Genomic DNA, 26170 nt, shown 5'->3' with positions numbered 1-26170 from the left:
GCCCGTGGTTGATCCCCGCTTCGAGGCCGACCAGCACCGCCTGGCCGGCCGCCATCTGGTCACCAGCGTCACCGCCCAGGACGAGATCGTGCGCGGCCACCTCGTGCACGGCACCCCCGTCCTGCCGGGCGTCTTCTTCCTCGACCTGGTCCTGCGGCTGCTCCGCCACGCCGGTGTGGACCCGGCCGCGGCCGAACTGCGCCGCTGCCTGTTCATCGCGCCCGTGGTCGCCGCGGGCGACCGCGACCGGCAGTTGCAGATCTCGGTGGACCCCCCGTCCCCGCAGGGCGTCCTCCCCGTGACCGTGCGCAGCCGCCCGACCAGCGGTGGTGTCGTGCTGGACGAGGCGTGGGAGACCAACTTCCAGGCCGAGATCCGACTGTCCGAGGCCGAACAGCCGGGACGCGTCGACACGGACCGACTGAAGTCGGCCGCCGACCAGATCTACGACGCGGACACGTTGTACGCCTTCGCCCGCCAAGTGGACATCCGGCACCGCGACTTCATGAAGGTCGACGGGACCGTCTACCGCGGCGACGGCTTCTCCCTCGGTGACGTCCGTCTCGGTCCCGACGCACAGGAGTACCTGGACCACTTCCACATCCACCCGGTCACCCTCGACTTCTCCACCCTGGTGCCGTTCCTCCAGTTCGAGCCCGGGCAACGGGAACAGGCCGCGCGGCCGTTCATCCCGATCTACATCGAGTGCTTCCGCGCGTACGGCAGGTTGGGCGCTGCGGCCCAGGTGTACGTCCCGCGCGTGGAGCAAAGGGAGTTGGACGCCGAAACGGTCACCGCCGACCTCCACATCTGCCACCCGGACGGCAGCGTCGTCGCCCGGATCACGGGCTTCCGCGCCAAGCGGGTCCGCACCGCCGACCTGATCACCCGACTGGCCGAGAGCGAGGCCGGCGCCGGGTCCGCTCCGCCCGCGCCGCGTGCACTGCCCCCGGCCGATCCGCCGGGGGAGGAGGCCGGGGAGGAGGCGAAGGAGGAGCACCGCAGTCTGGAGGAGGCGATCAGCGATCTGGTGGCCAAGGCCCTGGACAACGGGGACGCACCGGTCGACCAGGAGCGGGGGTTCTACGACCTCGGTCTGGACTCGGTCAACCTGCTCACCATCGCCGTCTCGCTGGAGAAGCTGCTCGGCACCGAGCTCTATCCGACGCTGTTGTTCGAGTACCCGACCGTGAGCAGCCTCGCCGTCCATCTCAAGGACCAGGGACACCGGTTGGGCGGCGCGGGCACGGCGACGCCGCAGGAACGGGCCGAACCGGCCGCGGTGGAGGTCCCGACCGCCGCGCCACGCACCCGGCCGGTCGCCGCGTCACACTCCCGGCCGGTCGCCCAAGCCCGTCCCCCGGCCGAGCCGTCCGCGGACGACGGCGGGCACATCGCCATCGTCGGTCTCGCCGGTCGCTATCCGGGCGCGGCGGACGTCCGTGAGTTCTGGCGGGTGCTGCGGGACGGCCGGGACTGCGTCACCGAGGTTCCCGCCGAGCGCTGGGACCACGCGCCCTGGTTCGCGCCCGGACGCCACGAGCCGGGAAAGACCCACGGCAAGTGGGGCGGATTCGTCGACGGCATCGAGGACTTCGACCCGCTGTTCTTCAACATCTCGCCACGCCAGGCCGAACTGATGGACCCGCACGAGCGGCTCTTCCTGGAGACCGCCTGGCAGACCGTCGAGGACGCCGGCTACACCCCGGAGGAACTCGGCCGGCAGACCGATGGCGCGGTCGGAGTCTTCGCGGGCGTGATGTGGAACGACTACCAGCTCCACGCCATCGAGGAACTCGCCCGGGACAACCCGCAGATCGTGGCCTCCACGTTCTCGCTGATCACCAACCGGGTCTCGTACGCCTTCGACTTCCGCGGCCCCAGCGTCTCGCTCGACACCGCCTGCTCCTCCTCGCTGACCACCATCCACCTGGCGTGCGAGGCGATCCGGCGCGGTGAGTGCAGGGCGGCCCTCGCCGGAGGGGTGAACCTGTCCCTGCACCCGTTCAAGTACCTCCGGCTCGCCGAGAACAACCTGCTGTCGACCGACGGCCGTTGCCGGGTCTTCGGTGCGGGCGCCGACGGCTATGTGCCGGGTGAGGGGGTCGGAGCCGTCATGCTGCGTCCGCTGGCCGAGGCGGAGGCGGCGGGAGACCACATCTACGGGGTCATCCGGGGGTCGGCCGTCCAACACTCCGGCCGCACCAGCGGCTTCGCCGTGCCGAGTCCGGACGCGCAGGGCCGGGTGGTGCTGGAGGCGCTGCGGCGGGCGGACGTCGATGCGGAGACGATCACCAGCATCGAGGCGCACGGCGCGGGTACCACACTGGGCGACCAGATCGAGATCGCCTCGCTGACCAAGGCGTACCGCCGTTCCACCGACCGCCGCGGATTCTGTGCGGTGGGCTCGTTGAAGTCCAACGTCGGTCATCTGGAGGCCGCTGCGGGCATCGCCGCCCTCACCAAGGTGCTGCTGTCCATGCGCCACCGGACCATCGTGCCGACGCTGCACACCGAGCGGCTCAACCAGGAGATCCCCTTCGACGACAGCCCCTTCTACGTCGCGCGCGAGCGGCGGGACTGGCCGCGGGTGACCGAGCCGCGCACCGGCCTGCCCGCGCCGCGACGGGCCGGGATCAGCGCCTTCGGCTTCGGCGGGGCCAACGTCCACATGGTGGTGGAGGAGTACGAGGGGCACCCGGATCCCGCCGCCGGGGACGGCGCGCGGACCGGACCCTCCGACGTCCAGGTCGTGCCGTTGTCCGCCCGCACCCCCGAGGCGCTGCGGGCCCAGGCCGACCAGTTGGTCCGCTTCCTGACCGAACACCCCGAAGTGGACTTCGGCGACGTCGCCCACACGCTGCGCATCGGACGGCGGGCCATGGAACACCGGCTCGCGGCCCTCGCCCGGAACACCGCGGAACTGATCGACCTGCTCACCCGGTACGGAGCCGGCCGGGCGGACCCGACCCGACTGTTCACCGGCCGGGTCGAGCGGGGTGCGGGCGGCCCGGCCGCGGGCAGCGGTCCGGCCGAGACCGCGGCGGCCTGGGTCGTCGGCTCGGACGCCGGCTGGTCGGCCACCGCCGGGCGGCGGATCTCGCTGCCCACCTATCCGTTCGACCGACGCCGGTGCTGGATCCCGCTGGCCGACCGCGCTCCTCGTACCGAGGAGGCGCCGGCGAGCACACCCGCCGCCTCCGCCTCCCCGGTAACGGACACGGGCACGGACACGGACACGGCCACGGTCGCGGTCGCGGGCGTCGAGGCACCCGCGGACCTGCTGATCTACGAGCCCGTGTGGGCGCCCGGGGCCGCGGTCGACGCCCGGCCGGACGGCGTGCTGCTGGTCCTGGACGACGACGACGAACGCCTGGCCGCACTGCGCCGCCTGACCGGCCGGGTGATCGCCGTGCGGTCCGCGGCGGCCTTCGCCCGCACGGGCCCCGACGACTTCACGCTCGACCCGTCGAACGAGGGCGACCACCGGGCCCTGGCACGGGCCCTGAGCGACGAGGGCACCGCCCCCGCCGCCGTCCTGTACCTGTGGCCACTGGACCGGGACGGTGCCGCCGCACGTGACGGAGCCTTCGCGCTGGCCCGCGCCTGGCTGACGTGCTGTGCGACCACCCTGCCCGTGGTGTACGCCCATGCCGGGGCCCAGGAGGACCCCGAACACGCCGCCGTGGGGGGCCTGGCCCGCGGGGTACGGCGGGAACAGCCCAAGCTGGCGCTGAAGACGGTGCGGGTGGACCCGGCCCTCGGCCGGACGGACCAGTGCCGTGCCCTACTTGCCGAGGCCGCCGCCTGGCAGGACATCGAAGTGCGGGTCACCCCCGCGGGACGGGAGGTGCTGGGCTTTCGCCGGGTCCTCTCGGCCGAAGGCCCGGCCGTGCCCGTGGCCAGGGACGGCGGCACCTACCTGATCACCGGTGGGGCCGGGGGCCTCGGACGGCTGGTGGCCCGTCACCTCGCGGGGCGGGCCCGGGTGGCGATCGCCCTCCTCGGCCGCTCCGCGCGCGGAGCGGAACAGGAGGCCGCGGTCGCCGAACTGGTCGCGCTGGGCGCCCGTGCCCGCTACTACAGCTGCGACATCACCGACCGGTCGGCGCTCGCCGGGACGGTCTCCGCCGTCGTGGCCGAACTCGGCGAACTGACCGGGGTGTTGCATGCGGCCGGCGTGGTCGAGGACGGGCTGCTGCTCAACAAGGACGGCGCAGGCGTCCGCCGCGTCACCGCGCCCAAGATCCTCGGCACCCGTCTGCTGGACGAGGCCACGAGCGAGGCCGCGCTCGATTACTTCCTGCTGTTCTCCTCCACCACATCGGTGCTCGGCACCGTCGGCACCACCGACTACACGACGGGCAACCGCTACCTCGACGCCTACGCCCACCACCGCGAAGCACTGCGCGCCCGGGGCACCCGGCACGGACGCAGCCTGTCGGTCAACTGGCCGCTCTGGGCCGACGGCGGCATGCGGATCAACCCCGCGGTGGAACGCACGGTGCTGGAAGTCAACGGCCTCGAACCGCTGAAGACCCCCGACGGACTGGCGGCCCTGGAGTTCGCCCTGCGGCACCGCGCGCCCCAACTCGCCGTGTTCCGGGGGGATGCGGCACGGCTGGAGCAGCGGCTCACCCTGCACCGCGCTCAGGCGCCCACCGGCGCCGACCCGGTCGAGGTCGAGGTCGAGCGGACCGCTGTCAGCGCCGACGCGCTCTGCCGAGAGCTGGTCGAGGTCTTCGCCGAGGTCCTGAAGCTGCCCGCACAGGACCTGGACCCACAGGAGGACCTCGCCGACTACGGGGTGGATTCGATCGCCGCGATGCGCGCGCTCGACGTGCTCGAACAGCGGTACCGCACGGCCATCGCGCCGTCCGTGGTCGCCCGCCGCCGCACCCTGCGGGCCCTGGCGGAGCACCTGGCCGAGGAACTCCCGGCCACCGCCGCGGGTCCTGCGGACGCACCGGACCCTGACCCCGACTCCACCTCCGACCCCGTGTCCGTGTCCGTCTCTGTCTCCGTCCCGGATCGGCCACCCGCCGCTTCGTCGGGTACGGTCCCCGCGCGCGGGCCGGCGGCGCCCACCGGGCGGATCGCCGTCGTGGCGGCGGCGGTCCGCGTGCCGGGGGCACCCTCCGTCGAGGAGTTCTGGCAGAACCTGGTGCACGGCATCCACTCGGTGTCCCGCACCCCCGACGACCGCTGGTCGCCCGACTGGTTCGCGGGCGCCGCCCCGGAAGTGGTCGCCGCGGCCCGCTGGGGCGGGTTCATCGACGGCATCGACCGCTTCGACGCGGAGTACTTCGGCATCAGCGAGCAGGACGCCGCCTGGATGGACCCCCAGCAGCGGCTCTGCCTGGAACTGGCGCAGGAACTCCTCGATCGGGCGGGCTACTCCCGCAGGGAAGTCGCCGGAGAACGCGTGGGCGTCTTCCTCGGAGTCGGCGCCAACGACTACGTCCGCCGCAACTGCATCGGCGGCCCGCCGACCACTGCGCAACTCCTGGTCAGCGCATTGCCCAACATGGTGGCCACGCAGATCAGCCACGTCTTCGACTTCCGGGGCCCGTCCCTGGCCGTGGAGACCGCCTGCTCCTCCTCCCTGGTCGCCGTGCACCAGGCGGCGCAGAGCCTCCTGGCCGGCGAGTGCGACTACGCCATCGCGGGCGGTTGCGAGCTGCTGCTCGACCCGTTCGTCTACCTCGGCCTCGGCCGGGCGGGCGTGCTCTCGCAGGACGGCCACAGCCGGGTCTTCGACCGGGCCTCCACCGGCACCGTGCCCGGCGAGGGACTCGGCATGGTGCTGCTGAAGACCGAGGAGGCGGCCCTGCGCGACGGCGACCAGGTGCTCGCCACCCTCCTCGCCTCCGCCGTGAACAACGACGGCAGGACCCTCGGCCTCACCGCCCCCAGCCACGAGGCGCAGACCGACCTGCTGCGCACCGCGATGCGGGCCGCGGGGGTCGGCTCCTCCACCATCGGCTACCTGGAGGTCAACGGTTCCGCCAGCCGCTTCGGCGACCCCATCGAGATCCACGCGGCGACGGAGGTCTACCGCAGCATGGGCAGTGACACCCCGCACTGCGCGGTCGGCTCGGTGAAGTCGAACCTCGGTGCACTGCTGCACGCCGGCGGCATCGCCTCGCTGGTCAAGACGGTGCTCGCGGTGCAACACGGCTATCTGCCCGCCACCCTGCACTGCACGGAACCCCATCCGAGGCTCGGTTTCGAACGCACCCCGTTCCGCCCCGTCACGACCGGTCGCCCGTGGCAGTCGGAGCCCGGGCTACCGCGCCGCGCGGCGGTGTCCTCCTTCGGTTTCGGCGGCACCAACTGCCATGTGGTGCTGGAGCAGGCACCCGAAGGCCATCGACCGCGCCGCGCCCCGCTCCCGCTCACCGGCTTCGAACGGCGCCGCAGGTGGATCGCGGGGGGCGCCGGCGGCCCCGGCAGCGCCCTGCCGCCGCCCACCGCTCCTCACCCGAGCGGACCGCAGACCGCCCGCACCGCCACCGCCGAGGAGGCGAACGACATGACATCGGGCGAGGACGTCCTCGATGCCGTCACCGGCTACCTCCACGAACTCGTCCGCGAAGTCCTGGGCACACCCGTCGCCCCGGACCCCGGCGGCTTCCTCGACCTGGGGCTCACCTCGGCCGACCTGATGACCCTGAACGACCGGATCGAGACCGATCTCGGCCGTCCCCTGGTGTCCACCGTCTTCTTCCGCCACCCCGACGTGGAACGGCTGGCCGCACACCTGTGCGCCGAGTTCCCCGAGGAGTGCTCCCGACTGGCCCGCCCGGTGCCCGAGCCGGCAACGTCCTGCGCTGACGGGGCATCCGCCGACGGGGCGATCGCCGTCATCGGCATGGCCGGCCGCTTCCCCGGAGCCCGCGACACCGCCGAACTGTGGCAACGGCTGCTGAGCGGCACCGACCTGGTCACCGAGGTGCCGGCGGACCGCTGGGACCACCGCTCGGTCTACGACCCGCACGGTGGCGACGGCCGGACGGACTGCCCGCGCGGCGGCTTCCTCGCGGACGCCGACCGCTTCGACGCCGCCCTCTTCGGGATGTCGCCCGACGAGGCGGAGGCCACCGACCCACAGTCCCGGCTGCTGCTCGAAGTGCTGTGGGAGACGGCCGAGGACGGTGCGGCGGCTGACCGGTTGCCCGGCTCGGACACCGGGGTGTTCGTGGGCCGCTCCTTCCGGGACTACGAGGAGGAGATGATCCGCGGCGACCGCCCGGTCGGGCCCTACGAGCCGATCGGGACCGCCGTGTCCATGTCCGCCAACCGGCCCTCCCACTTCTTCGACCTCACCGGGCCGAGCCTCACCGTCGACACGGCCTGCTCGGGCTCGCTCTACGCCGTGCACCTGGCCGTGGCCGCGCTGCGCCGCGGCGAGTGCGCGATGGCCTTCGCCGCGGGCACCAACCTCATCCTCGCCCCCCGGCACTACACGCAGCTCTCCGCCATCGGTGCGCTGTCGCCGAGCGGTGCCTGCCACGCCTTCGACGAACGGGCCGACGGCTACGTGCCCGCCGAGGCGGTCGCGGCCGTCCTGCTCAAACCGCTCGCCGCCGCGCTGCGCGACGGCGACCCCGTGCACGCGGTGATCCGGGGCACCGCGGCCAACCACCAAGGACGCGCCGGCGCCGTCACCGCGCCCAACCCCGAACGACAGAGCGCGCTCCTCGAAGCCGCCTGGGCCGATGCGGGCATCAGCCCGGACACCATCGGCTATCTGGAGGCCCACGGCACCGGCACCAAGCTGGGCGATCCCGTGGAGGTCGACGGGATCGTCGCGGCCTTCGGCCGGCACACGTCCGCCACCGGCTTCTGCACCATCGGCACGGCCAAGGCCCACCTGGGTCACACCGAAGCGGCGGCCGGCCTGACCGGCCTGATCAAAGCCGCGCTGACCGTACGTCACGGCCTCGTTCCCGCCATGCCCGGGTACGCCCGCGCCAACCCGTACTGCGACTTCGCCGGCGGACCGCTCCGCGTCAACGAAACGACCGAACGGTGGGAGCCCGCCGACGGCCGGCCGCGCCGCGCCGGAGTCAGCTCGTTCGGGTTCGGCGGGGCGTGCGCCCATGTCGTGGTCGAGCAGGCCCCGTCGCGCCCGGGGCGGACCCCGTCGTTCGACGGGCCGCTGGTGTTCCCGTACTCGGCCGCGGACCACGGACGACTGCTTGAGGTCATCTCCCGTCAGCGGGCCTTCCTGGTCGACTCGGACGACCCGCTCGACTCCATCGCCGTCACCCTGCAACGCGGTCGGTTCGCGCTGAAGGCCCGCGCCGCCGTCGTCGCGTCCGACCGCGGGGCGCTGCTGCGCGGCTTGGACGAGCTCCTGGCAGCCGGGCTCACCGGCGATCCGCTGCGCCTGGTGGGCACCGACCCGTCAGCCGAAGCAGCACGGACGGCACTGCGGTGGACCGAGGGGGAAGCCGTGGACTGGTCGTCACGCCCCGAGGCGTCCGCGCCCCGGCTGGCAACGACGGCGTATCCGTTCGCGCGTGACCGCTACTGGTTGGCGGCGCCCGGACCCGAACGGGCTGCCGCGCTCCCGACAGCGCCCCCCGGCCCGCCGCCCCCCGCCACGATGCCTGCGCATGCACCTGCGCCTGTGCCCGGGTTCGTTCCCGTGCCGGCGCCGGGCGAGCCGTTCGCGACGGCCGTCGGCACCACCGGCCGTGCCGGACCGGCCGGAGCTGCCGAGCGGGCCGTCGACACCCACCTGCGGGGCAGCACGTACGACGACCGGCGCGTCGCGACCGCCCTGCGGAGCCTCGGTACGGTCGCGGCACGGATGCTCGACGCGGATCTGCGCAACCGCCTGGGCGGTGACCCGCTGGCCCCCGGGGCGATCGCGTCGCTGGCCGCCGATCCGTCGTACGAGCGGCTGACCGCAGTGATCGAGGGCGTGCTGCGCCGTGGCCGGGCGGCCGACCCGAGCCCGTACACAGCGGACGAGCTGGACCTGCTGCTCGCCCGGCACCCCGAACTCTCGGCCCACGTGCGGCTGGTCGGCGCGTGCCTGCCCGCCCTGCCCGACGTGCTCGCGGGCCGGGTCGACCCCCTGGAGTTGTACTTCTCCGGCGAGCACCCGAACGTGCTCGCCGACATCTACCGGGGCAATGCCATCGCCGACCACTACAACGAACTGGTCGCCCGCGCCGTGCACGGCTTCGCCGCCGCACGGCTGGCCGCCGATCCGCGCCGGCCGGTGCGGATCGTCGAGATCGGAGCGGGCACCGGCGGGACCAGTGACCGGGTCCTGCGGCTGCTCGCGACGCTCGGGCCGGACGCCCGGCTGGTCGACTACCGCTACACCGACGTCTCGGCGTCCTTCTTCCGCGCCGCCGAACAGGAGTTCGGCAGCCACGGCGTCCCGCTCCGCTTCGACGTGCTGGACCTGGAGCGCGACCCCGCGGAGCAGGGCTTCGCACCCGGCTCGGCCGATCTGCTGATCGCGGCCAACGTGGTGCACGCCACCCGGCGGGTCTCGCGGAGCCTCGACCGGATGCGGACCCTGCTGGCCGATGACGGCCTGCTGGTGCTCAACGAAGTCACCGGCAACCTCGACTACCTCGCCCTGATGTTCGGCATGATCCCCGGCTGGTGGGCGTTCGAGGAGCCCGCCGAGCGCCTGCCCGGCGCACCGCTGCTGGACGTACCGCGCTGGCGGGACGCGCTCGTGGCGGCCGGGTTCACGGGAGTGAGTCCGCTCGGTGCGGCCGGACTCGACGAGGCCGAGCGGGACCAGTCGGTGCTGCTCGCCGTCGCCGCGGGTCCGGTGCGCGCACCGGACGCCGCGGAGCCCTCCGCCGAGTCCGTCACCGGGAACACCGCCGCCATGGCCCCGCCCGCACCGGACGCCGGGTCGCAGGACTCCCTGATCGCCCACCTCGGCCGGATCTTCGCCGAGTTCCTCCGACTGCCCGTCACAGACATCGACCCCACCGCGACCTTCGACCGCTACGGTCTCGACTCGCTCGGGGCGATCCAACTGGTCCGCAGACTGGAGAAGGACTTCGGGCGGCTGCCCAAGGTGCTGCTCTACGAGCGCACCGCACTCGACGCCGTAGCCCACTACCTGCGTGAGCACGCCCCGGCGGCCTGCGCCCGCTTCACCGCGGCCTCGGCCCCTGCGTCCGCGCCCGCACCGGCGCCGCTGCCCGCAGCGGACGGGGCGGCCGCCGAGGACCCGGTCGTCGTCGTCGGGCTCTCGGTCAGGTTCCCCGGCTCGCCCGACGCGGACGCGCTCTGGCGCAACCTGCACGACGGCGCCGACCTGGTCACCGAAGTGCCCGCCGAGCGGTTCGACTGGCGGCGCATCCACGGGGACCCGGTCCGCACCCCCGGGCGGACCAACAGCAAGTGGGGCGCCTTCATCGACGGCGTGGGCGAGTTCGACGCGGGCTTCTTCGGGATCTCCCCGTTGGAAGCCGATCTGATGGACCCCCAGCAACGACTCTTCCTCCAGGCCGCCTGGGCCGCGGTGGAGGACGCGGGCCACCGACCCTCGGAGCTCAGGGGCACGCGCACCGGAGTGTTCGTGGGCGCCACCTCGCACGACTACGACGGCCACCTCACGGCGATCGGCCGGGACCGCGAGGCGCACTCCAGCAGTGGACTCGCCCACTGCATCATCGCCAACCGGGTCTCGTACCTGATGGATCTGCGAGGGCCGAGCCAGTCCATCGACACCGCCTGCTCCAGTTCGCTGTTCGCCCTGCACGCGGCCGTCCGCGCCATCCGTGACGGCGACTGCGACCAGGCCGTCGCGGGCGGCGTCCACCTGGTGCTCACCGAACCGCTGTACGTGGCGCTCGGCCAGACCGGGATGCTCTCGCCCACCGGACGGTGCCGCACCTTCGACGCGTCCGCCGACGGCTTCGTCCGCGGCGAGGGAGTCGCCGCCGTGCTGCTCAAGCCCCTGAGCCGGGCCCTCGCGGACGGCGACACCGTGCACGCCGTCGTCCGGGGAACGGGCACGGGACACGGCGGCCACGTGCAGTCCCTGACCGTGCCCAGCCCGGCCGCCCAGGCGGACCTCGTCTCCTCGGTGTACCGCCGGGCGGGAGTCGACCCGCGCACGGTGACCTACGTCGAGGCGCACGGCACCGGCACGGCGGTCGGCGACCCGATCGAGGTACGCGGTCTGCGGCTCGCCTTCGCGGAACTCACCGGGGAACAGGGCGAGGTGACGGCCCCCTGGTGCGGCCTGGGCACCATCAAGTCCAACATGGGCCACCTGGAGGCAGCCGCCGGCATCGCGGGGCTGGTGAAGGTCGTGCTGGCGATGCGGCACGGCACGCTGCCCGCCAGCATCCACTACCACCGGCCCAACCCGCTGCTGGAACTGGAGGGCAGCCCGTTCCACGTGGTCGGCACCACCCGGCAGTGGCGTCGGCTGACGGACGCCGCAGGGCGGGAGCTTCCGCGCCGGGCCGGCATCAGTTCGATGGGCTTCGGCGGCGGCAACGCCCACGTCCTGCTGGAGGAGCCGCCCGGCCGGGAGACCCCCGTGCCGACGGCCGGGGGCCCGCAGCTGGTGCTGCTCTCCGCCCGCGACGAGGACCGGCTGCGGGCAGCAGCGCGACGATTGCTCGACCATCTGTCGCGCCATCAGATCACCGTGCCCGACCTGGCGTTCACGCTCGGGGAAGGCCGGGACGCGATGGCCGCGCGGCTCGCCCTGGTCGCCTGCGACCAGGAGGGCGTACGGGAGCAACTGACCGCCTTCCTGGCCGGGCGGCCCGGCCGGTACGCGGTCGACACCGCCGGGCCGCCCACCACGCGGCCCGAGGGCTCCGTCCCGGAGGACCTCCTGGAGCGGGGCCGGGCCTGGGCGGCGGGCGCCGACCTCCCCTGGTCCCTGCTCCACGGCCCGCGGGGCAACGCCCGGCGGGTCTCCCTGCCGACCTACCCGTTCGCACCGGAGTGGCACTGGGCCCACGGCCCGGCGCAGGAGGCGCCCCAGTCGACGACCCAGCAGGCCGAGGCGTCGGAGACGGTCCGCGCTCCCGCCGACGCCCCGGCCAACGGTCGGCTCCAGGGCGTGTTGGAGGCATTGCAACGCGGTGAGCTGTCGGTCGACGAGGCCGACCGGCTGATGGCCACGAGCGAGAACGGATCCCACGCATGACCGCTGAGTCCGCTTCCCTCCGCCGGAGCATCCTGGCCCGGGTCGACGCCGGCGCGCTCACACCCGCCGAAGCCGTGTCGCTGCTGCGACCCGGCGGGCACAGCCTCGCCCTGTTCCGCCCGCAGTGGCAGCAGCGTCGGCCGGCCGCCGCGCCGGTCGGGTCGAAACCGCCGGGCCTGATGGTCGTGGCGACCGACAGCCGCTCACTCGCCGCCGCGCCGGCCGGCGCGCTCCGCGTCGCCCTCGGAGCCACCGACGCCACCGAAGCCGCCGACGCACGGCCCGACGACACGGTGCACCTCGTCGATCCGACCGACACGGCCGCCTGGTCCGCGCTCTGGGCGGACCAGCGCCGGACGGGGCGGCCACCGCGCCGCGCCGTCTTCCTGGTCGACACCGCGGCCGACGCCGCGGAACACGCCCTCGACCCCGTCTTCGCGGCCGTCCGAGCGGTGGTCGTCGACCGGGAGAACGGGCCGGTGGACCTCGTCTGCGTGGTCACCGGCCCCGGCCGGGAAGCGGTGGCCTCGTCCTTGGGCGGCTTCTGCCAGATCGCCGGCTTCGAGGACCGCCGCATCCGCGCCGTCGCCGTCCACGCCCCCGAGCTGCCCACCGGAGTGGCCGGGGCCGCGGCGGCACTGCGACTGGGGCTCGTCGAACTCGCTCAGGCCCGGCCGGGCGCCGCCCAGGTCCGCCACGACCGCAACGGCCGCACCGTTCGCACGGTGCTGCCCACCGCGGCACCGGAGGCGAACCGGCCGGTCTTCCGACAGGGGGGCGGCTATCTGATCACCGGCGGCGGGGGCGGCATCGCCCTGCGCCTCGCCGAACTGCTGGCCGCGCGCCACGGTGCCCGGTTCGTCCTGATGGGACGGTCGGAGCCCGGCGAGCGGGTCCGCGCGGCCTGTGCTCGGATCGGTGAGCTGGGCGGAGCGGCCCACTACGTCCGCGGGGACGTCAGCACGCCCGCCGACGTCGCCACCGCCGTGCGGTTCGCCCTGCGGGAGTTCGGGGCCCTGCACGGAATCCTGCACTCCGCGGGGATCAACAACGACACCTACGTGGTCAACAAGGATCCGCGCGACGTGCTCGCGGTGACCACGCCCAAACTCGCCGGTGCCCGACAACTCGACCTCGCCACCGCCGAACTGCCGCTGGACTTCTTCGCGCTGTTCTCCTCCACCGCCGCCTACCTCTGCATGGCCGGCCAGAGCGACTACGCCGCGGCCAACCGGGGCCTGGGCGGATTCGCCGCAGCCCGCGAGGCCCTGGTGCGGGAGGGGCGGCGCAGCGGTCGGACCGTTTCCGTCTGCTGGCCGCTGTGGAGCGGCGGCGGCATGGACCTGGAGCCGAGCGACCAGCGCGTGCTGGAGCAGCTCCAGGGCATGGTTCCGATGCCGCCGACCGAGGGCCTCGCCGCGCTGGAGGCAGCCGTCCGCGGTGAGGGCGCCGAATGGCTCGCCGTCTACGGGAACCCGTCCCGGGCCGCGGACTTCATCGCCTCACGGATGGCGGACCGGACCGCCGACCCGACCCCGGACCACCCGTCCACCGATCCGTCCACCGACCCGGGCGCCAACGACTCCACCGCCGACCTGACCGCCGCCGATCCGACTGCCGTCGATCCGACTGCCGTCGAGCCCAGCGCCCGTCTGACCTCGAACCCGGAGCCGGCGACCGGTCCGGCTCCCGAACTGCTCGTCGCGGTGGAGGCGTGGCTGCTGCGACTCGTCTCGGACACCGTCCGGCTCCCGGTCGGACGGCTCGGCCGTGACCAGGAGTTCTCCACCATCGGGGTGGACTCCATCCTCATCAGGAGGCTCACCACCGTCCTGGAGGACGAACTAGGCCCGCAGCCCGTGACGCTCTTCTTCGAGTACCGCAACGTGGCGGAACTCGCCGCCCGACTGGTCCGTACGCACGCCGAGCAACTGAGCCGCCTGCTGCCGTCCACCCGGCCCGCACCCGTAGCCGAACGGGGACCGGCCGTGGTCGAGGCGCGGCCCGGACCCGTGCCCTCCCAGGAGCCGATCGCCGTCATCGGCCTGGCCGGCCGCTACCCCGGAGGCGAGGACCTGGAGGAGTTCTGGCACTCCCTGTCCGAGGGCCGCGACTGCGTCGGCCGGATACCACCCGACCGCTGGGAACACGCGGACTACCACGCCCCCGGCGTCCGACGGCCGGGCATGTCGTACGGCGACTCCGGTGGCTTCCTGCGCGACGTGGCCCGCTTCGACGCCGCCTACTTCCACGTCTCACCCCGCGAGGCGGAGCGCAGCGACCCCAAGGAGCGGCTGTTCCTGGAGGTCGCCGCCAGCGCCCTGCAAGACGCCGGCCACTCGCGGAGCCTGCTCCACGAGCGCACCCGCGATGCCCGCGGACGCCACGCGATCGGTGTCTTCGTCGGCGTCACCGGTTCCTCCTACGGGCTGCTGGGCGCCGAGGAGTGGGGCAGGGGCCATCGGGTGATCGCACCGGCCATGGACTTCTCGGCGGCCAACCGCCTCTCGTACTGGCTCGACGCGCACGGCCCGAGCATGGTCGTCGACACCGCCTGTTCCGCTTCGCTGACCGCGCTCCACCTGGCCTGTGAGAGTCTCCGGTCCGGGGAGAGCCGGATCGCCGTCGCCGGGGGCGTGTGCATCAACGTCCACCCCAGCAAATGGGTGGTCCTCTCCGAGCTGCGGATGCTCGCACCCGGTGGGCGGTGCCGGGCCTTCGGCGAGGGAGGAGACGGCTTCGTGCCCGGGGAGGGCGTCGGCGCCGTCGTCCTCAAGCCGCTGTCGGCCGCCGTCGCGGACGGCGACCCGATCCGTGGCGTCATCCGCGGCACGGCCGTCAACCACGGCGGTCGCACCAACGGGTACACCGTGCCCAGCCCGCAGGCGCAGGGCTGGGTGGTCGCGGACGCGCTGCGCGCCGCCGGGGTCGACGCCCGCGACGTCGGATACGTCGAGGCGCACGGCACCGGCACCCAGCTCGGGGACCCGATCGAGGTGGCGGGGCTGCGCCGCGCCTTCGGCGAGTACACGGACGCGACCGGCTTCTGCTCCCTCGGGTCGGTCAAGTCCAACATCGGGCACGCGGAGTCGGCGGCGGGGATCGGCGGCCTCACCAAGATCCTGCTCCAGATGGAGCACCGCACCATCGTGCCCACCCTCCACTGCGAGGACGAGAACCACACCCTCGACCTCGCCCGGACCCCCTTCGTCCTGCCCCGCACCGCCCGGCCCTGGGAGCAGCGCGGTGACCGGGCCCGACTCGCGGCGCTCAGCTCCTTCGGGGCCGGCGGGGCCAACGCCCACGTCATCGTCGAGGAGTACCGGCCGGCCGCACGGCAGTCCGGCCCGTCGACCCGGCCCGAGCTGATCGTGTTGTCCGCGCTCGACGAGGAGCGGTTGCGGACCGTCGCCGCACGGCTCGCCGATCACCTGGAACGGTCCGGGGCCACGCTCCCGCTCGATGCGCTGGCCGTCACCCTGCAACAGGGACGCGACCCGCTCGACACCCGGCTCGCCCTCGTCGTCCAGGACGTCGCGGAGATCGCTCCCGCCCTGCGCGGCCACCTCGCCGGCCGTACCGTACCCGGCCTGCTCACCGGCCGGGCCGACCCGGCGGGGCCCGCCGACCCGGACACCGGGAAGCTGCTCCGCCTCGTGGAGGAGGGTCAACTCCACGAACTGGCACGTGCGTTCACGGCCGGAGCGGACATTCCCTGGCAGCGCGTCGACCGCCCGGGGGTGCGCCGGGTGCCGCTGCCCACCTATCCGTTCGCGGGTGGCCGCCACTGGATCCGTACGACCGCCCACCGGCCGGAGACCGAAACCGAGACCGTCACCGTCCGGTTGGAACCCTCCGACCCGCTGGTCTCCGACCACGTGGTGGACGGCCGCAGACTCGTCGCGGGGGTCCTGCAACTGGAACTCGCCCGAGCCGCCGCCGCGGCGGGGGGCGCCCACCCCGTGGCCCTGACGGACGTCCGCTGGCGGGTACCGCTGGAGGTCGGTGCCGACGGGAGCGACGTACGGGTCGTGCTGCGTCCGGCAGATGACGGCGTGACGTACGAGATCAGCACGGGCGAGGAGGGCGCCCGGACCGTGCACAGCACCGGCACCCTCCACGACGGCGACCACGACCCCGCCGAACGGCTCCCGTTGGACGCACTGCGCGCCCGCTGCCCGGAGACCGTCAGCGGCGAGGAACTGTACGCGCGGGCCGCCGCCGCGGGACTCGCCTACGGACCCGCCTACCGCCGGGTCCGCCGACTGCTGCACGGCGCTGGCGAGTCCCTGGTGGAACTGGAGCCGACGGCGGAGCCCACCGCCCCCGGAGTCCTCCCCGCCGGCCTGATCGACAGCGCACTGCACGCGGTCCAGGGTGTCCTTCCCGAGGAACTCGCGGCCCGCGCCCCCGTACCGGCGGCCGTCGCGGCGGTGCGCCTGCTCGGTGAGCCCGCCGCGGCCCGCTACGCGTACGCCCGGCTGCGGCGCTCGGACGCCACCACCGCCCGCTGCGAGGTGGTGGTCGCCGACGAGCACGGACGACCCGTGCTCGTCCTCGACGACTTCACGGTCGCGGGCCGGGCCCGCGCCACCGGGGAACCGGTCACCTATCTGCGACCCCAGTGGTCCGCGATCGAGCCCGCACGTCCTGCCGACACCGGGCGCGGGCGGACCCTGGTGCTGTCCACCCCGGACGACTTCGGGCTCGGTGCACGACTCGCCGAGCGGTCCCCGGGCGCGCTGGTGGCCGACCTCGCCCGGCTCGACGCCGCCACCGACCTGCCGCGGTTGCTCGCGGAGGCGGGACCCGCCCCCGATGTGTACTTCCTCGGCGGAGTCGACCGCATCCGCTACAGCCACGAGGACCTGGACCACCTGGAACGGAGCCAGGAACGCGGCGCGGTCGCGCTCTTCCACCTGGCCCGGGCCTTCGCCGCCGCACGCCCGCGCGGAGCCCGACTGACCGTGATCACCTCCGGCGTCCAACAACCGGACCCGGCCGTGCCCGCCGACCACCCGTTCGCGGCCTCGCTGATCGGTCTGACCCGCTCGCTAGCCCGGGAACTGCCCTTCCTGAAGGTCGGGCTGCTCGATCTCGATCCGGCCGAACTCGCCGCAGGCGACGCCCCCCGAGCCCTGCTGGACACGGTCACCACAGCAGCCGACGCGGGGACGGTCGTCGAACGCGCGCTGCGCGGCGGCGTGCTCCTGGAGTGCGGGCTGACCGAAGCACGGCTACCGCCCATCGACGAGAACGCGCTGCCGCTGCGTCGGGGCGGCTGCTACCTCGTGCTGGGCGGAGCGGGCGGGCTCGGCTCGGTGATCGCCCGTCATCTCGCCGTCCGGTACGGGGCACGGCTGGCGCTCGTCGGCCGGCGGCCCGGCGAGGAGCTGCCCGCCGGATACCTCGACGGGCTGCGCGAGGCGGGCGCCGACGTGCTCTACGAGTCGGCCGACGTGACCGACCCCGAGGCGATGCGCCGCGTCATCGGCGCGGTCCGCGGACGCTTCGGCGCGATCGACGGGGTCGTGCACTCCGCCTTCGTCCTGGCGGACCGCACCTTGGAGCGGATGGACGAGTCCACCTTCCGCGCCGCCCTGGACCCCAAGGTGCGCGGCACGGTGGTGCTGGAACAGGTGCTGGCCGACCAGGACCTGGACTTCGTCGCGCTGTTCTCCTCCGCGATCTCGCACACCGCCAACCCCGGCCAGGCCAACTACGCGGCCGGATCCACCTTCCAGGACGCCTTCGGGCGCTATCTGAGCGCTCGCCTGCATCGTCGTGTGCGGCTCTTCAACTGGGGTTTCTGGGGCGAGAGCGGCTCCGTCGCCACGGACGAGTACCGGGCCCGGATCAGTGCGTCCGGGGTGGAGCCGCTCAGCGACGAGCAGGGACTGGACGCCTTCCGCCGGGTGCTCGCCGCACCGGTCGTCCAACTGGCGCCCATCCGCCTCGCCGCACCACCGACAGGCCCGGCCCGACGGCTCCGATCGACCGCCGCCCCGAGGCTGGCAGGCCCGGCCGCCGAAGGCGCGGCCGACGCCCTGGGCGCCGGGCCGGCGGCGCTCCCCGGCCGGGACTACTTCGACGGGGTGGAACGACTGGCCAGGCAGCAGATCATGGACGCGCTGCGCGGCCTCGGGGATCTGCGACCGGGGGAGCGGATCGACCAGGGGCAGCTGGCGGAGCGCCTGGCGGTGCTGCCCGGCCGGCGACGCCTGCTGGCCGCCGCGTACGCGGCCCTCGTGCACGGCGGACACCTCACGGCCGACGGCACGGTGACCGCGCTGCACCACGACGCCCCCGCGCTCCGCGCCGACCTGGCCAGAACCCATCCGCACAGTGCCGGCGCCCTGGAACTCATCGCTGACTGCGCCGCGGCACTGCCCGACGTGCTCGCGGGCCGCAGAGCGGGCCTTGAGCTCCTCTTCCCGGGCGGCTCCGACCGGCGGGTCGCCCCCCTCTACCACGACGACCCGCGGTCGGCCTTCTTCAACGACGTCTGTGCCGGCGCCGTGCGGGCGGCGGTCACCCGCGTGCTGGACGCGGACCCGGGCGCCTCCGTGTCGGTACTGGAGATCGGCGCCGGAACCGGCGGCACCAGCCGTCCGGTCCTCGACGCCCTGGCGCCGTACGGGTCCCGGCTGAGCTACGACTACACCGACCTCGCCACCGGCCTGGTGCGGCGGGCCGAGCAACGGCTCGGCGCCGCACACCCCTTCGTCCGCTTCCGGACGCTGGACGTGTCCACCGATCCGCAGGCGCAGGGGTTCCCGGCGGGCGGCTGGGACGTGGTGCTCGCCGCCAACGTCCTGCACGCCACGCCCGACCTGCGGCAGACCCTCGCGCACTGCCACCGGCTGCTGCGTCCGGGCGGCGTCCTGGTACTCAACGAGGCCACCCGGGTACTCGACTCGGTGAACGTGGTCTTCGGCCTCACGGACGGTTGGTGGGCCTACCGGGACGGCGAACTGCGGCTGCCGCACGCGCCCCTGCTGCGACTCGCCGCCTGGCGGGCGGTGCTCGCCACCTCCGGCTTCCGGGACGTCCGTGCCCAGGGGGTGCCCGAGGTGCCCGAAGCGGAGTCGGGGCAGCACGTCCTGATCGCCGAACACGACGGCTGGACCGAGGAGACGACCGGGGCCGCGGCACCGGTGACCGCCCCCGTGCCGTCCCGACCCGTGCCGTCTGGGCCGGCGCTGTCTGGGTCGGCGCCGCAGCAGGCCCCGGGCACGGTGGCCGTCGCCGCGCCGTCGGCCGACGCACGGAGCCGGGCGGTGCTCTGGCTGACCGGGGCGTTCGCCGAAGCCCTGCACCTTCCCGCACAGGAACTGGAGACGGCCGCGCCGCTGGAGGTCTACGGCGTCGACTCGCTGATCACCATGGAGGTGGCCGACCGGGTCGAGCGGGAACTGGGCGAGGACATCGGCCCGTTGCCGTTCCTCGGCGGCACCATCGACTCCGTCGCACAGGCGCTGGCCGCAGCGGGGCGGTTCGCCCACGAGGGTGCGGGCACGACGCCGGACCCCGCCGCCGTCGCCCGGCAGCGGGAGGACGGCGACCACGCTGCGGCGGTCGGCGCCGGGGCCACCGCGCTCCGCGCACGCGCTTCCACGGCCACCGAACAACAGCTCATCGGAACCGCTGATCCGGCCGTCAGGAGCACCCACCCGCCCCGACCCATCGCCGTCGTCGGGCTGGCCGGCCGCTACCCCGGAGCCGACCACCCGGACGTGTTCTGGGAGAACCTGCGCACCGGGCGGCGCTCCATCAGCGAGGTGCCGAAGGACCGCTGGACACCCGCCCAGCATCACGACGCCCCCGGCCGGCCCCCGCACCGCTGGGGCGGCTTCCTGGACGGCGTGGACCTGTTCGACCCGCGTCTCTTCCGGATCTCGCCCCGCGAGGCGGAACGGATGGACCCCCAGGAACGGCTGTTCCTGCACTGCGTCTGGGAGGCGCTGGAAGACTCCGGCAGCACGGCCGAAGGCCTCCGTGACCAGGCCGGCACGACAGGCGTGGGCGTGTTCGTCGGCGCCAGCGGAGCCCCGTACCAACAGCTGTCCCTGGAACGCTGGGGCCGCGGCCACCGGGAAGCCCCGCCCTCCGGCGCGTGGTCGGTGGCCAACCGCGTCTCGCACGTCTTCCGGTTCGGCGGGCCCAGCATCGCGGTGGACACCGTCTGCTCCTCCTCGCTGACCGCGCTCCACCTCGCCTGTGCGTCACTGCGGAGCGGGGAGTGCGCGGTCGCGGTGGCCGGCGGAGTGAGTCTGGTGCTCCATCCCTCCCACCACCTGGCCCTGTCCGCAGCGACCATGCTCTCCCCCGACGGCCACGGCCGGGCCTTCAGCGCTGCCGCCGACGGAATCGTCACCGGGGAGGGCGTCGGCGCCGTGGTCCTCAAACCGCTTGAGGCCGCGCTCCGTGACGGAGACCGGGTGCACGGCGTGCTCCTCGCCTCCGGCATCAACGCCAACGCCTCCACCGGTGCCTACGCGACACCGGACCGGGCCGCACAGCAACGCCTGTTGAGCGATGTGCTCGACCGGGCCGGACTGCGCCCCGGGGACATCCAGTACGTGGAGGCCGCGTCCGCCGGTTCCCCCTTGGCCGACCCACTGGAAGCCATGGCGCTCGGTGACCTGTACGGCGCCGAAGGCGGCCTGTACGTCGGCTCCGTGAAACCCGCCATCGGCCACCTGGAGGCGGCTTCCGGAATGGCGCAGCTCACGAAGGTGCTGCTCCAGCTCCGACACGAACGGTTCGCGCCGACGCTGGACTGCGACCCGCCGCACCCGGACATCGAGGGCTCCGGCCTACGCCCGGTTCGCGCGGAGACCCCCTGGCCCCGGCCGACCGGTGGCCGCCGGCGCGCGGCGGTGAACGCCTTCGGCGCCGGTGGTGCCAATGCGCACGTCGTCGTCGAGGAGGCTCCGCCCGCCCGGCCGAGGCAAGGGCGCGGCCCGACACGGCCACAGGTCGTCGTGGTCTCCGCCCACCGGGAGGAGCGACTGCGGTGCGCTGCGCAGCGGCTGCGCGACCACCTCGCGACCGAAGGCGCCGGCCTGGCGCTCCCCGACGTGGCCCGCACGCTCCAACGGGGCCGCACCGCACTTGCCTACCGTCTGGCCTTCGTCGCCGCGGACACGGCCGGAGCCGTGGCCGCGCTCACCGCCCACCTGGACGGTCGTGGCACCGAGCACGGAGTACTGACCGGCCGGGCGCGGCGCACCCCGCAGCCGACCGCCCTGCCCACCGACGATCCTGCGGCGCTCGCTGCCGCCTGGATCTCAGGCGCCCCGGTGGACTGGACCGACCAGGACCGCGACCAGGACCGCCGTGTCGTCCCGCTGCCGCACTACCCCTTCGCCGAGGAGCGTTACTGGATGTCCGACACACCGGCTCCCCCCTCCCTTCCGGAAGCCGTCCCGACACGCGTGGGTGCCGATCGGGCGGCCGAGCCCACCGGGTCGCCCGTGCCCGACCCCTCGCCCGCAGAGCTCCTGTCCGTTGCCGAGGCCGCTGCCGAGGCCGAGCCCGTGCCCGTAGCGGCGACGGCCGCGCCGGACCGGGTGCGCGCCGCGGTGGTCTCCGCGATCGGTGAGGTGCTCGGGGTCTCGGCCCGTGACGTGGACTTCGCGGATCACCTCAGCGACTACGGCTTCGACTCCGTGAGCGTGCTGGCCCTGGCCGCCCGTCTGGAGGCGGACCTGGCCGTGCCGGTCAGCCCCACCGCCCTGTACGCCGCACCGGATCTCGCCGGGCTGGTGGACCTCATCGCCACGCCCCCACCGGTACCCCCGGCCACGGAGGCCGTCGTTGCGCCCCCGGCACCGCCCCCAGTCTCCGAGCCCACCACGGCACCCCGCGAACGGCCGTCCCGCGCGGCCGTCCCGCGTACCGGCCCCGAGCCGGTGGCCATCGTGGGCATGGCCGGCGCCTTCCCGGGCAGCCCCGACCTGGAGGCGTTCTGGGCCAACCTGATCGCGGGCCGTGATCTGGTCGGTACCGTCCCGGCCGGTCGTCCGGACGAGGCCGCCCCCGACGGAACCGGCGGCTTCCTCAGCGGCATCGACCACTTCGACGCCGAGTTCTTCCGGATCTCGCCCCGCGAGGCCCGGCTCATGGACCCCCAGCACCGGCTCTTCCTCCAGACGGCCTGGCGGGCCGTGGAGGACGCGGGTCACGACCCGCTCGGGCTCGCCGGCAGCGACACGGGCGTGTTCGTCGGCGTCGCCTCCTCGGAGTACTCGCAACTCCTGCTGGCACGCGGTGTTCCGGTGGACGGGCAGATGGCGACCGGCAACGAGCACAGCATGCTGGCCAACCGCCTCTCCTTCCTGCTCGACCTGCACGGCCCGAGCGAGCCGGTGGACACCGCCTGCTCCAGCAGCCTGGTGGCCGTGCACCGCGCGGTCCGGGCCATCCAGGACGGCGACTGCTCGGCGGCCCTCGCAGGCGGCGTCAACCTCATCCTGAACAGCAACGGCTTCCAGGCGTTCGGCAGTGCGGGGATGCTCGCCGCCGACGGACGCTGCAAGAGCTTCGACCACCGGGCGGACGGCTACGCCCGGGGCGAGGGCGTCGGCACGCTGTTCCTCATGCCGCTGAGCCGTGCGGAGGCGGACGGCCATGAGATCCACGCGGTGATCCTGGGCAGCGCCGTCAACCACGGCGGGCGGGCCACGTCCCTCACGGCTCCCTCGCCGAACGCCCAGGCAGCCGTGATCAGCAGTGCGCTGCGGCGGGCGGGGGTCGGAGCGGACACGATCGGCTACGTCGAGGCCCACGGCACCGGCACCGTGCTCGGTGACCCCATCGAACTGCAAGGTCTCACCGAGGCGTTCCGCAACAACGGATGGAGCGGCTCGGGACGTGACTGCGCACTCGGCACGGTGAAGACCAACGTCGGTCATCTGGAGACCGCTGCGGGCATCGCCGGCGTCATCAAGACCGCCCTGGCCATGCGGCACCGCATGCTGCCGCCGCTGCTGCACCTGGACCGCCCCAACCCGCTGCTCGAACTGGAGCGCAGCCCGTTCCACCTGGTGGACAGCGCCCGCCCCTGGGACAGCCGCGCCGTGGACGGCCGCCAGCAGCCGCGCCGGGCCGGGGTCAGCTCCTTCGGCTTCGGTGGCGCCAACGCCCATGTGGTGCTTGAGGAGTACCGCGGTCGGCCGGTCGGTCCCGGCGCCCCCGGACCGCAACTGGTCGTGCTGAGCGCGGTCCACCAGGAGCAGCTGATCGAGTACGCCGCCGCCCTGCTGGCGCACGTCGAACGGGCTCTGTTCCGGGGCGTCGACGCGGATGTCGATCTGGCGGACCTGGCCAGGACGCTCCAGACGGGGCGCCCCGAACTGCCTCACCGGCTCGCCCTGGTGGCGTCCAGCCGGGAGGAACTGACCACCGCACTGCGTGCCGTGGTCGAGGGCGCCGCCCCCACCGACGGCACTGACGGCACTGACGGCACCGTCACGCTCGGCCGGGCCGACGACGGCGCCGACCTCGCGGCGCTCGTCGGCCCCGATCCCGTGCGGCTGCTCGCTTCGGGAGCAGAGGAGGGCCTGCGCCGCATCGGCTCCCTCTGGGCACGGGGAGCGAAGGTGGACTGGTCGGCGCTGCACGGTGACGGGCGCCGACCGGTCCGACTGCACCTGCCGACCTATCCGTTCGCCCGGCAGAGCCACTGGCTTCCCGGTGCTGCGGTCACCACGGCGCCCACGGTCGCGGCGGTGCCGCCCGCCGTGGAGCCGGCCCTGGAGACCCGGCCGCAGTCGCAGCCGCAGCCACGCGCGGACCGGGCGGCCGACCCCACGGTCGCTCTCCGGTCGGCTCCCGCTCGGGCGCAGGCTCCCGCCCGCCAGACCCCGCCGCCCGCCCCGGCCCCGGACCCCGCCGCTGAGGCCGCGCGGACCCCGGCCTCAGCGGCGGAGGAACTGGGAGCCATCATCGCCGAAGGCGTCGGCATGACGGCGGAAAGCCTCGACCTCGACCGGGACTTCGCCTCGTACGGCATCGATTCCATCGCCGCCTTGCGCATCATGCAACGCGTCCAGGCCCGGTTCGGCGAAGACGTCCCGATGGCCGCCATCTTCGAGTACTCCACGGTCCGCGACCTGGCGGCCCACCTGGCGGCGGACGGGCACGCGACGGAGCAGGCGCCCGCCCGGGACGCACAGGGCACCGCACCCGGCACCGGGACCGCGGACCGGGCGGCACCGGCCCCGGAGCAGGCCGCGCCCCCGGTTCCGCTCGCGGCCAAGGTCTTCGAGCTGGCCCCGCCCACGGACCCCGAAAGCCCACCCGTCTTCGCCCTGTACGGCGACACCGGTGAACTCAGCTGGCTGGTGAACCTCCTCGACGGTCTGACGGGAGCGGGAGCGGTCCTGGGAGTCCAGGCCCCGGGCTTCGGAACGCGACCGCCCACCACCGCCACGATGGCCGAACTCGGCCGGCAGTGCGCCGACGCGGTCCTGCGCGAACGGACCTCCGGGCCCTTCCGGTTGGCCGGTCACTCGACCGGCGCGCTGGTGGCCGTCGAGGCGGCTCGCGCCCTCGCCGAACAGGGACACGAGGTCGAACGGTTGACCCTGGTCGCCCCCGCCGTGCCCGGCCGGCCCACGGGCGGCGACGAGGCCGACGAGGTCCGGCGGGCCGCGATCGACCTCGCCGAGGCGTGGGGCGCCCGCGAGCGGCTGGACGAGGGGATGCTGCCCGCCGGTTCCGACGTGCCCACGGTGGCGGCCGGCGCCGCCCGGCTGCTGCGCGCACTCGCCGAACCGCCCGTGCCGGAGGGACGACTGGCCCCCTGGCTGTCGTCGGCCGGCGGCTGGCGCGGCACGCTCGGACGAGCCGCTGCGGACTACGCCCCCCGACCGCTGGCCGGCGTGGCCCGCACCGTGATCCTCGCCGCCGCCGAGACCGAACCGGCCGACTGGCACCGTCTGATCGTTCCGCCGCCCATCGTCCGTGAACTACCCCCGAACATGCGGCTGTTGGGAGATGCGTCGGCGGCCGACCGGCTCCGCGCCGCGGACCCGACCACGGAGGCGGAGCGGCAGCCGGAGCCGAACACGGCGGACGGGACCGAGAGCAGCGTCGACGAGGACGAAGGCGCCCATCTGGTCTCCGTGAACGGCGGCGGCGAGCGCCCCGCCACCTTCTGGACCCACCACCTCTTCGGTGACGTCAGCTACTGCGTCTACCTCTCCCGCCACCTGGGCCCCGACTACCCGGTGTTCGCCCTGGAACAGGTCGACTACGAACTGACCTTCCGGTCGTTCGACGACATCCAGCAGATGAGCTCCGCCTACCTGGCCGCGCTGCGCCGGCGCAAACCGCACGGCCCGTACCGGATGGGCGGCTGTTCCTTCGGCGGCGTCATCGCCTACGAGATGACGCAGCAACTGCTGGCCGCCGGGGAGGAGGTCTCCCACCTGTACCTGGTGGACCCGTTGATGCCCGGCACCGGCGCGTGGGACGGCGTGGACGCGAGCGGTGTGGCGGAGAGCGACGGCGAGAACCTGGCCCTCATGCTCATCGGGAACTCCGCATGCCAGCTGTGGCGGGTCGACGAGCAGATCGTCGTCGAGGCGCTGCGCGGTCTCACCCTCGACGAGCGGTTCGACGCGATGGCCCGGCACGTCGTCGGCAACTCGCCGGCCACCCTGGCCCACGACCACGTGCTGAAGCTGATGCGCAGCAAGTGGGACGTGCTCCAGCTCAACGGCAAACTCCTGGACGGCTACCAGGCGGTGCCGCTGCCCGGTGCGGTGGACGTCACCGTCTTCCACGCCGAGCGGGGCTTCTCGGCCCCGGGCAACCCCTTCGGGATGCCGGCCATCCCGCGCACGGACGGCGACACCAGCAACGGGCTCGCCGGCCTCGTTCCCTCGACCTGCTTGACCGTTCACGCCATGGACGCCGACCACTTCACCATCGTGCTGGAGGAGAACCTCCAGCGGATCGCGGGCCTGCTGCGGCCCTCACTGGACCAGGAGTGAG

The 26170-nt window shown here is 74.0% G+C and carries 2 protein-coding genes; both read left to right on the top strand.

The annotated features are described in order from the left end of the window. The first annotated feature begins 4 nt into the window (after positions 1-4). Positions 5-12163 (top strand): SDR family NAD(P)-dependent oxidoreductase, encoded by a 12159-nt coding sequence (locus ACFV88_RS25555; protein ID WP_385494222.1) that lies wholly within the window; start codon positions 5-7, stop codon positions 12161-12163. Then, on the top strand, positions 12160-26169 hold the full coding sequence (locus tag ACFV88_RS25550; RefSeq protein WP_385494221.1) for an SDR family NAD(P)-dependent oxidoreductase: 14010 nt from the start codon (positions 12160-12162) through the stop codon (positions 26167-26169). The genes ACFV88_RS25555 and ACFV88_RS25550 overlap by 4 nt, the downstream gene beginning before the upstream one ends. Position 26170: the final 1 nt, after the last annotated feature.

Origin of the sequence: Streptomyces sp. NPDC059816, from assembly GCF_042732055.1 — a bacterium.
In the GTDB taxonomy this organism is placed as follows: domain Bacteria; phylum Actinomycetota; class Actinomycetes; order Streptomycetales; family Streptomycetaceae; genus Streptomyces.
Note: the sequence above shows the minus strand (reverse complement) of the source record. Positions and strands in the feature narration are given on the sequence as shown.

What these genes read in the sequence shown, in the direction of transcription:
- ACFV88_RS25550 (WP_385494221.1), top strand. Translation starts at nt 12,160, where the DNA reads ATGACCGCTGAGTCCGCTTCCCTCCGCCGGAGCATCCTGGCCCGGGTC.